At 71.1% G+C, this 9,282-nt stretch carries 9 protein-coding genes; 3 read left to right on the forward strand and 6 right to left on the reverse strand.

Annotation, left to right across the window (positions count from 1 at the left end):
• Positions 1–218 precede the first annotated feature (218 nt).
• From ACFWH7_RS19835 to ACFWH7_RS19845, 3 genes are read right to left on the reverse strand one after another with little or no spacing between them, the layout of a single operon-like run.
• A complete protein-coding gene (locus ACFWH7_RS19835; protein WP_237840844.1) occupies positions 219–1,022 on the reverse strand; it encodes a ferredoxin reductase in 804 nt (267 codons plus the stop codon).
• 9 nt (positions 1,023–1,031) lie between these two features.
• The gene (locus tag ACFWH7_RS19840) at positions 1,032–1,631 is read right to left on the reverse strand and encodes a sulfite oxidase-like oxidoreductase (protein ID WP_237840843.1); all 600 of its coding nucleotides are present in this window, start codon (positions 1,629–1,631) and stop codon (positions 1,032–1,034) included.
• A 39-nt stretch (positions 1,632–1,670) separates the two neighbouring features.
• The gene (locus ACFWH7_RS19845) at positions 1,671–2,321 is read right to left on the reverse strand and encodes a TetR/AcrR family transcriptional regulator (RefSeq protein ID WP_378219187.1); all 651 of its coding nucleotides are present in this window, start codon (positions 2,319–2,321) and stop codon (positions 1,671–1,673) included.
• 154 nt (positions 2,322–2,475) lie between these two features.
• Between ACFWH7_RS19845 and ACFWH7_RS19850 the strand changes: the two genes are divergently transcribed.
• Both ACFWH7_RS19850 and ACFWH7_RS19855 read left to right on the forward strand, forming a co-directional pair.
• Entirely contained in the window at positions 2,476–3,780 is a 1,305-nt protein-coding gene (locus tag ACFWH7_RS19850; protein ID WP_378219189.1) for a glycosyltransferase, read from the forward strand.
• An 18-nt stretch (positions 3,781–3,798) separates the two neighbouring features.
• Positions 3,799–4,377, forward strand: a complete 579-nt coding sequence (locus ACFWH7_RS19855) for a DapH/DapD/GlmU-related protein (protein ID WP_378219191.1) — start codon at positions 3,799–3,801, stop codon at positions 4,375–4,377.
• Between the two features lie 327 nt (positions 4,378–4,704).
• Here ACFWH7_RS19855 and ACFWH7_RS19860 read toward each other — a convergent pair whose 3' ends face one another.
• From ACFWH7_RS19860 to ACFWH7_RS19870, 3 genes are all read right to left on the reverse strand, one after another.
• Positions 4,705–6,426, reverse strand: coding sequence for an AIPR family protein (locus ACFWH7_RS19860; RefSeq protein WP_378219193.1), 1,722 nt, complete (start codon positions 6,424–6,426; stop codon positions 4,705–4,707).
• A gap of 45 nt (positions 6,427–6,471) precedes the next feature.
• The gene (locus ACFWH7_RS19865; protein WP_378219195.1) at positions 6,472–7,914 is read right to left on the reverse strand and encodes an L-serine ammonia-lyase; all 1,443 of its coding nucleotides are present in this window, start codon (positions 7,912–7,914) and stop codon (positions 6,472–6,474) included.
• 70 nt (positions 7,915–7,984) lie between these two features.
• Positions 7,985–8,611, reverse strand: coding sequence for a DNA-3-methyladenine glycosylase I (locus ACFWH7_RS19870; RefSeq protein WP_378219197.1), 627 nt, complete (start codon positions 8,609–8,611; stop codon positions 7,985–7,987).
• Between the two features lie 259 nt (positions 8,612–8,870).
• On the opposite strand from ACFWH7_RS19870, the gene ACFWH7_RS19875 reads away from it, so the two are divergent.
• A partial coding sequence (locus ACFWH7_RS19875) for a tetratricopeptide repeat protein (protein ID WP_378219199.1) occupies positions 8,871–9,282 on the forward strand: 412 nt, incomplete at its 3' end.

Consider the following 9,282-nt stretch of genomic DNA (forward strand, 5'->3'; position numbering starts at 1 on the left):
CCTCTCTCAAACCTTCTCCTCCTGCCTCCCTCTCAGCTTGTTCCCTCGTGTCCTCTTCAACACCCCCCCCCCCCCCCCCGCGCCCCCCCCCCCCACAGCCATGGACACCCCACACCTCGATGACACGTGCAGCGAAGCGTCGTCGCAGATCGAGCGATGAGCAAGGCTCCTAGGGGAGTCCGCCCCCGCCCTCGTCCTGATCGACGGCGACGCCCGCGTCAGTCCCCGGCGGGCCCGAAGCGCTCGGTCTTGACGCGCGCCGGATCGTGGCCGAGCGAGACGAGCTGGCGGGCGACGGCCTCGACGAACCCCGTCGGCCCGCACACGAAGCACGCGGGCTCGATCTCGGCCGGCCAGCCCCACGCCGCGAGGTCGCGGCGCTCGAGGCGGCCGGGTCCGCGCATCGCGCCGAGCGGTGCAGAGCGGGTGAACACGACCTGGGTGTCGAGCCCGTCGTGCGCGGCGGCGAGCCGGTCGAGGTCGTCGACGTACAGCCGGTCCTCGGGGCGGCGTACCGAGTAGACGAGCCGGAACGGCGTCCGGTCGCCCGCGTCGCGGCGCGTGCGGAGCATCGCCATGAGCGGAACGAGCCCCGACCCGCCGGCCGCGAGCAGGACCGGCGTCCCGGCGTCGCGCTCCGGGGACCAGACGAACCAGCCGCCGATCGGCCCGCGCAGCTCGATCGCGTCCCCGACCGCGAAGGCGTCGGTCAGGTAGGTCGAGACCTCCCCGCCGGGGACGCGCTGCACGGTGACCTCGACGCGCGCGGGGGAGCCGTCGTCGGGCACGATCGCGCGCGTCGCCGCGCTGCCGATCGAGTAGCTGCGCTCGGCGGTGTAGCCGTCGGGCGCGGTGAGGCGCAGGTCGACGTGCTGCCCGGCCAGGTGTCCGGGCCAGGCGGGGACCTCGAGCACGAGCGTCCGCGCGGACGGGCTCTCCTCCCACGCGTCGACGAGCGTCGCGACCTGCCAGCGCGACGGCGTCGCGTACCGGGCGCCGAGCCGGACGGGCGCCTCGGTCATCGTGAGACCTCAATCACCTTGGTACCTCTGCTCCCGCCACGGGTCGCCGAGGTCGTGGTAGCCCAGGCGCTCCCAGAAGCCCTGCCGGTCCATGGGCATGAGCGTGATGCTGTTGACCCACTTGGCCGACTTCCAGAAGTACAGGTGCGGCACGAGCAGCCGCGCCGGGCCGCCGTGCACCGGGTGGAGCGGGGCGCCGTCGAACGTGTGCACGACCCACGCCTTGCCGCCCAGGAGGTCTGCGACCGGCAGGTTCGTGGTGTAGCCGCCGTAGGAGCCGACCATCGCGAAGTCGGCGGTGGACTCCACGTCGGCGAGGAGCGTGTCGAGCGAGACGCCGCGCCACGACGTCCCGAACTTGGACCAACGGGTCACGCAGTGGATGTCGACGGTCGGCTCGTCCTGGGGGAGCGCCATGAGGTCCGCCCACGACCAGGCGTGCGTCGTGCCGGTCTCGGTGGTCACGTCGAGCCGCCAGGTCGCGGTGTCGACGCGCGGTGTGGGCCCCGCCGAGAGCACGGGGAACCCGGTCTCGACGTACTGGCCCGGCGGGAGCGCCACGCCCTGCGGGCGTGGCCGGCCGTGGAAGCCGGGGGTGAGGGTGCTCATGGCACACGGTAGGCGCGGTGCCCGACGGCGCGCCAGGGCTCAGGCGTTCGTGTCCCCGGTGGGCGGTGCCGCGACGAGGCGCACGACGGCGTCGCGCAGCCAGGCGCGGTATCGCTCGTCGGACCAGCCCGCCCCCTCGACGAAGTGGGCCCAGCCCTCGGGTGCGAGCAGGTAGGAGAGGGCCTCGGCCGCCTCCTCCCGGGCGGAGTGCGGGCGGAACCCGTGCGCCACGAGCACGTCCACGCTCGCGCGCAGGTCGGCGCGGCGGCGTCCGAGGAGCGCGTCGAGCTCCGTGGCGACGGCCTCGTCGGAGCGTGCCGCCGACGTGAGGGCGGACCACAGGCCGGCGACGCGGGCGTTCGCCGCCGCGACGAGCGCGACGAGCCCGTCGAGGAACTCTCCGGGGTCGGTGGTGCCGGCGACGGAGCGGCCCTCGGGTCGCTCGCCGAGGGACTCCCGACCCTCGGACCCGGCGAACGTGAGCTCGAACGCGGCGAGGAGCAGCGCGCGCTTGGGCCCGTGCGCCTTGACCGTCTCGATCGACACGCCCGCGCGCTCGGCGACGCGCGCGAGGGTCGTGCGCTCGTAGCCGTGCTCGGCGAGCTCCTGCGCAGCGGCGCGCACGACCCGTTCGCGCGTGCGCGCCGCCTGCTCGGCGCGGAGGTCGGACGTGTAGGCGCGCGGGACCACTATTGACTACCCCTTGAAGGTGATGAATACTCCTGACGGTTGATCGATCTTCTCACACGCCGGCTCCCCACCGGCATCCCCGCGCAGACGGCCCGGTCCTGCGCCTTCCCGTCCGTCCGGCGCACCGCGCGCCGCCACGAGAGAGGCACCACCGATGGCCGCCGTCCTGCTCTGCTCCACCCCTGTGCACGCCCACGTCACCCCGCTGCTCGCCGTCACCCGGGCCCTCGTCGCCCGCGGGCACGACGTCCGGTTCCTGACAGGGGCCCGGTTCGCCGCGGCCGTCGAGGCAGCAGGCGCCACGTTCCTCGCGCTCCCCGCAGAGGCCGACTTCGACGACCGGGACCTCGCGGCCGCGTTCCCCGGTCGCGCGGGGCGCACCGGGCTCGATGCGATCCGGCACGACATGCTGGAGATCTTCGTCGGGCCCGGGGTCGCGCAGCACCGTGCGGTGGTCGACGCCCTCGCGTCGCGACCGGCCGACGCCGTGCTCGTCGAGCCGCTGTTCCTCGGCGCGATGCCGCTCGTCGCGTCGCCCGCCGACAGCCGGCCGCCCGTGCTCGCGCTCGGCATCTTCCCGCTCGGGCTCAAGAGCGACCGCACCGCGCCGTTCGGCCTGGGGGTGCTGCCCGCGCGTGGCTCGCTCGGTGTCCTGCGCAACCGGGCGCTGCACCGGTTCGTCGAGGGCGTCGCGTTCGCGGCCCCGCAGCGCGCCGCGCAGGACATGGTCCGTGCTGCGGGTGGGGAGCCGAGCGGCACCTTCTTCCTCGGCTGGCCCGCCGACGCGGACGCCGTCGTGCAGCTCACCGTCCGCGAGCTCGAGTACCCGCGGCCCGACGTCGCGACCCCGGTCCGGTTCGTCGGCCCACCGCGCCCGGCGGCGGGGAACGGCGACCTCCCCGCGTGGTGGGGCGACCTCGACACGCGCCGACCGGTCGTCCACGTCACCCAGGGGACCGTCGCGAACGAGGACCCGACCCAGCTCCTCGTCCCCACGCTGCGCGCGCTCGCCGACGAGGACGTGCTCGTGGTCGCCGCGACGGGCGGCCGCCCCGTCGGCTCGCTCGGCCCGCTCCCGGCGAACGCGCGCGCGGCCGAGTACCTCCCGTACGACGCGCTGCTGCCGCGCACGTCGGTCCTCGTGACCAACGGCGGCTACGGCGGCGTCCACCACGCGTTGCGCCACGGCGTGCCCGTCGTCGTCGCCGGCAAGACGGAGGACAAGGCGGAGGTCGCCGCGCGCGTCGCGTGGACGGGCGCCGGCCTGCGGCTGCGGACGAGCACGCCGCGGCCCGCCCAGGTGCGGCGCGCGGTGCGGCGGCTTCTCGCCGACTCCTCGTACGCGCGAGCCAGCGCACGCATCGGCGAGCGCATCGCCGCCTCGCCGGGGGAGGACGGCGTCGTCGACGTCGTCGAGGAGGTCGTCGCCGCCCGGGAGGCGTCGCGCGCCGTCCGCTGACGGGGGCGGGATCGGGGGATGCCCAGCGACCTGCTCATGCGCATCCACGGCCCCGAGTTCCGCGCCATGTCCGAGAGGGTGCTGCGCGCCACCGAGCTCACCTCGCGGCTCAACGTCCTGCCGTTCGACGACGAGCAGGGCCGGGCGCGGCTGTTCGAGCAGATCCTGGGCCGCCCGCTCGGGCCGCGCGTGACGATCTACCCGCCCTTCTTCACGGACCACGGCCTGAACCTGGACCTGGGGGAGCGCGTGTTCGTCAACCAGAACTGCACGTTCCTCGACTACGCGGGCATCCGCCTGGCCGAGCGCGTCATGGTCGCCCCACGGGTCACATTCATCACCGTCGGGCACCCCGTCGACGCCGACGACCGCAAGGTCTGGCTGACCGGCGGCCCGATCGACGTGCACGAGAACGTGTGGATCGGGGCTGGGGCCACGATCCTGCCCGGCGTGACCATCGGCCGCGACGCGGTCGTCGCCGCCGGCGCGGTCGTGGCCGACGACGTCCCGCCGCGCAGCCTCGTCACCGGCACCAAGGCAACTGTGCGCCGCACGTGGTGGGCCCTCGCCGGCTTCAACGCTCGGAGACATGCGTGACCGTCAATGCGACGGCGCCGTCTACCGCACACCCGGGGGGCGTCGTCGGTAGGAGCCGTATCAGTCTCCACGCCAAGCCGGGCGAGCGGATGAACGTCGTCGACGAATGCGTCGAGATCTGCCGCAGCAGCGTGCTACCACCGTGCACTGCGGGGTCGCGCCCGGCGTCCTCGCGGCGCCAGGGAGCGTGCCCACCCTCTGCGCCAAGTCCGTAGGGAGATGTAGCGAAGTGGGCGGTTCGAGGGATAGGACCTGCATGAGAGGTGAATGGATTGCATTCCACGCATGGTTCGCGCTTGGAGCGCCTTCACGGCGCATCCCTCGACCTCACTTTTTCCACGGGGCTGTACCTAGTTGGGAGCGAGACCTGCGTGCCTCCGCTGTAATACCTGCCGTGAGGCCTGGCTGCTTGGTGAAGTCCCGTGTGAAAGTCTGCCCTCCGGACACTTTGGTAACCACCGACGCTGCAGTGACAAAGAGGTCAAGCGAGATCGAATCATCCCAAAGAGTATCGACGTATCCATCTGCAACACCCGACAGCTTCTTGCTATTGAAATCGGGCAACGAATCGCCAAGTGCTAGGTGACGAGCCGCGTGAAGCAGGTGATATCGCACCGGTCGGAGGTATGGGAGGAGTGCACCCGTCCGCAGGAGATATTCAAGCCGGTATTGCGCCACTGCGCTCGCATAGTAGATTTCGAGCTTGTGATCATCGCCGAACATGCGCTCGCCAAGCTGCCGGTACAGCGTAGTGTAGTAGCGGGTCGCCCGATGCGGCTCGTTCAGGAAGGTAGAGGCAAATGCCTTCACCAGTTGGGCGCGTGTGACGATCCGGTTTCTGGGAGTCGAACTGACTGCCTGATACTGTTGAGATCTCCGCTCGTAGTACAAGCGGCGGCCTTCGTCGTATGTCCGAAAATGTTCCTCGAGTGACCGCTGAAAGTTCAGAAGACTGTATAGGTCTTCCTTGGAGACATGGGTCTGGCTGTTAGTTGCCGCGGTAATATTCGTAGCGATGGCCTCGTCCTGTGTAATCACTACGCGGAGAGGAACAAAGATCGTACTGAGTTCGTCACGGAGGTCATAGATTACGTTTGCCGTCTGGCAGCCGTTGACAATCTGAAAGTCGTCGAGAGTGATCTCGTCACCTAGAACCTTGCCGTCCTTCGCCACGATCGTTACACCGTTGTTGAGGACCGCGAATTGGTCTTGATGGGCCCTTATGGAATCTCGAATCTTGACGTTCACTGGGTTGTTGGTGCCTTGAAAGTCGCGAACATTGTCCTCGAATATGCTTCGGTGCAGATCGCCGTTCTCATCTGCAATAATCTTCAGGAACTCCGCCCCCGGCAGCACTCCGAGATACGATTGCTCCACTCCTTCAATTCGAGGGAGAGTGGACTTTGTGGCAAAGGTAAAACTCGCTGAAACCTTGTTCTTCGTTGCACGGTACAGGCGTTGTATCGCCAGCGCATCGATTGGATCGTAGGTTACTTCCTCGAAATAGTTCACATCCTCGACGCGGGAGCGCGAGGATTCGATCTTCTTGATAAGGTGCTCGTCAGCCTGCCATCGGCCGGTCGTTACATAGTACAAGTGGCAATGGGGGTTTCGCTTCAAGCGCGTCGCACTTGAGAGCAGCTTGTCTGTCACGGCGCGAAGCTCGGTCAGATTGGCATGCGTGACACCATCCTGAAAAAAGGCCCTGACTTCGTCTGCAAAGTCTGCCATCAGTGCTCCGTTGAAGGACGCACTCGTCTTGGACTGTACGAAGTGAAAATCTACTTCGAGCGAGCCGGAATTCTCGAGAATCGAGTCAAGATCGTCCTTGCTCGGGACGAGTGCGCCATTGACTACAATCGCCATGGCGTCGATTCCGGGAAGGGAATTATCGCCGACTGCCACGTCCTCTAGCGCGATGCGCTCGTAGAGCTTGGGCGTCAGAATTGCGAAGGCGGAGAAGTACTCGAAGGCCGTGGCTTCGTCGAGGTGGGTTAGTTGCTCGTCGGCGACAAACGAGTCGAGTGCGGCCTTGGTGATCCGGTCCATCGCGGGCTCCCGTCTGTGGGTTGCGCGCAATCGTACTGGCGCGGCTCAGCACTCGACGACGTTGACCGCGAGGCCGCCGGTCGAGGTCTCCTTGTACTTGGTCGACATGTCGACGCCGGTCTGGCGCATCGTCTCGATGACGGTGTCGAGCGAGACGACGTGCGAGCCGTCGCCCTGGAGCGCGAGGCGCGCCGCGGAGACGGCGGTGCAGGCGGCGATGGCGTTGCGCTCGATGCAGGGCACCTGGACGAGCCCGCCGACGGGGTCGCACGTGAGCCCGAGGTTGTGCTCCATCGCGATCTCGGCCGCGTTCTCCACCTGGGCGGGCGTGCCGCCGAGCACGGCGCAGATCGCGCCCGCGGCCATCGAGCACGCCGAGCCGACCTCGCCCTGGCAGCCCGCCTCCGCGCCGGAGATCGACGCGTTGCGCTTGTAGAGCGCGCCGATCGCGGCGGCCGTGAGGAGGTAGGTGCGCATGGCCCGGCGCCGGCGAGAGGGGTCTGCGGCGACGTCCGGGTGGGTGCGCAGGAAGTGCCGACCGACCGCGGGGATGATGCCGGCGGCGCCGTTCGTCGGGGCGGTCACGACGCGGCGCCCGTCGGCGTTCTCCTCGTTGACGGCCATGGCGAACGCCTGGAGCCACTCGATGGTCGTGTCCGCGCCGCGCTCGTCCGCGAGCTCGAGGCGCTCCCGCTGGGCCCGTGCCCGACGACGGACCTTGAGGCGCCCGGGCAGCACCCCGTCGCGCTCCAGCCCTGCGTCGACGCACGCGCTCATGGTGTCCCAGATCCGGTCGACGCCCGCCTCGACCTCGGCGGCGGGGCGCAGGGCGGACTCGTTCGCCCATGCGACCGCCGCGATGGACGTGCGCTCGCGCTCGCACACGGCGAGGAGCTCGGCGGCGTTGGCGAAGGGGAACGGCACGCCCGACGGCTCGGTCCGGGGGTCGATCGCCTCGCCCGCGAGCTCGGCGCCGAGCTGCGCGGCCTCGTTCGCGGCGGCGGACTCGAGCTCGGCGGCCGTGAGGACGAACCCCCCGCCCACCGAGTAGTACGCCTCCTCGGCGAGCGGGGTGCCGCTCGCGTCGAGCGCGGTGAACCGCATGCCGTTGGGGTGGCCGGGCATGCGTGTCAGCGGCGCGAGGCGCACGTCGTCGCTCGACATCGTGATGCGGTGCCGGCCCAGCAGCGCGACGGGCGCGCCGTCGCCCAGCTTCTCCCACGAGCCGGGGACCCGGGCGGGATCGCACGTCTCGGGGTCGAGGCCGAGCAGCCCCGCGACCACGGCGTCCGGCGTGCCGTGACCGACGCCCGTCGCCCCGAGCGACCCGCACAGCGCGACCCGCAGGCCGGCGACCGCGTCCAGCACGCCGCCGTCCTCCAAGGTCGCGACGAACGCCTTCGCGGCCCGCATGGGCCCGACGGTGTGCGAGCTCGACGGACCCACGCCGACGGAGAAGAGATCGAGGACCGACACGTACGCGCTCATGGGAACCATGGTCGCACCCTGTCCCACGATGCGGGCAGCTTTTGCTATAGCGAATGCTCGCGTCGCCCAGTCAGCCCGGCGCGCCCAGGACGACCGGGCAGGTCGCGAGGTGGTCGTCGACGAGCCCGCACGCCTGCATCGCGGCATAGGCGGTCGTCGGCCCGACGAACCGGAACCCGTGCTTCTTGAGCGCATTCGAGAGCGCGGTCGACTCGGGCGTGAGCCCGGGCACGTCGCCCCACGTCGCCGGGCGCTCGCGACCGGCCGGCGGCGCGAACGACCAGATCAGCTCGTCCAGCGTGCGCCCGCTCTCCTGGAGCGCGAGCAGGGCGCGCGCGTTGTCGATCGTGGCGGTGATCTTCTGCCGGTTGCGGATGATGCGGGCGTCCCCGAGCAGACGCTCGACGTCGGGCTCGCCGAACGCGGCGACGGCCACCGGGTCGAACCCCGCGAAGACCTCGCGGAAGGCGGGGCGCTTGCGCAGCACGGTGATCCAGGACAGGCCGGACTGGAACCCCTCGAGCGCCAGGCGCTCGAACAGCGCCGTGTCCCCGTGCACCGGGACCGCCCACTCGGTGTCGTGGTACTCCTCGTAGAGCGGGTCCCCGTCACCGAAGCAGCGGGCGCCGGGCTGCGGGGCGGCGGGCGCGTCGTCGGGCACCGCGAGGGGCGTCGTCGCGGTCGTGTCGGTCGTCATGCCTCCACTCTGCCCGGTCCCGCCGACACCGCGACCGCGCCGGCGCCGGGTGTGGACGGGACCGTTGCGATCAAGGCCCGTGCATACCCAGGCGGCTGGCCGCGCCTCGGCGACTCGGCGACTCGGCGACTCGGTGGAGTGTCATGGGGACTCCTGCCGATGGCCGGGCGTCGGTCGTCCAGGGCACACTGGGTCCCGGCCGGGCGCACCCGGCGTGACGACGCCGTCGTCCTGACCATCGTCTCCCCGAGGAGCAGTCATGTCCGACGCCCTGGCCGCGCTCGCCGCAGCCGTCGCGGCGGCGCCGTCGAGCGCCCCTCTGCGCGTCCACTACGCGAGCCTTCTGCTCGCCGCCGGGCGGCCCGTCGAGGCGCTCGAGCAGGCGAGCGCGGCGCTGCGGATCGACCCGGCGGACGGCGAGGCGCTCCGCCTCGTCCAGGAGTCGGCCGTCGCCGCGGCGACGGGCGCCCGGCCTGCGACCGGTTCAGACGCCCCGTCGGTCCCGGCCGACCCGGCGACGTCCTTCACGCCTGCCGATCCGGCCGCCTCCGTCCCGGCGGGCGGTCCGGCCACGACTCCGGCGGGGGGGGGGGGCCGGCGGGCGCGCCGCCGCCCCCCCCGGCGGCGGCCCCCCCCGCCCCCCCCCCCCGCCCGGGGCGCCCCGCCCCCCG

It is taken from the genome of Cellulosimicrobium cellulans (assembly GCF_042723955.1).
GTDB classification, from domain to species: domain Bacteria; phylum Actinomycetota; class Actinomycetes; order Actinomycetales; family Cellulomonadaceae; genus Cellulosimicrobium; species Cellulosimicrobium cellulans_H.